Here is a 341-nt window from a genome sequence, read left to right as displayed (position 1 = left end):
ATACCTAGGTGGAATGATGGACGATAGACCATTAAAAGCCTTAATCCCAGGAGGATCGTCAGTACCAGTACTACCTGCACATCTTATTTATAAGAATGCCGAAGGTGGTGATAGACTAATGAGTTATGAATCACTTAGTGAAGGTGGTTTTGCTACAGGTTCTATGTTAGGTTCTGGAGGATTTATAGTATATAACGATACATCATGTATGGTTAGAAACACATGGAACTTCTCTAGATTTTACCATCATGAAAGTTGCGGACAGTGTTCGCCATGCCGTGAAGGTACTGGATGGATGGAAGGTGTACTACATCGTATAGAAACAGGACAAGGTCGTGAAG

General features: G+C 41.1%; 1 protein-coding gene. It reads left to right on the top strand.

Translation table 11 applies throughout. The features are described from left to right. Positions 1–13 precede the first annotated feature (13 nt). On the top strand, positions 14–341 hold a 328-nt coding region (locus DC53_RS22790; protein WP_033032585.1), incomplete at its 3' end, for an NADH-ubiquinone oxidoreductase-F iron-sulfur binding region domain-containing protein.

The organism is Pseudoalteromonas fuliginea, from assembly GCF_000690055.1.
Classification (GTDB): domain Bacteria; phylum Pseudomonadota; class Gammaproteobacteria; order Enterobacterales; family Alteromonadaceae; genus Pseudoalteromonas; species Pseudoalteromonas fuliginea.
Note: the sequence above shows the minus strand (reverse complement) of the source record. Positions and strands in the feature narration are given on the sequence as shown.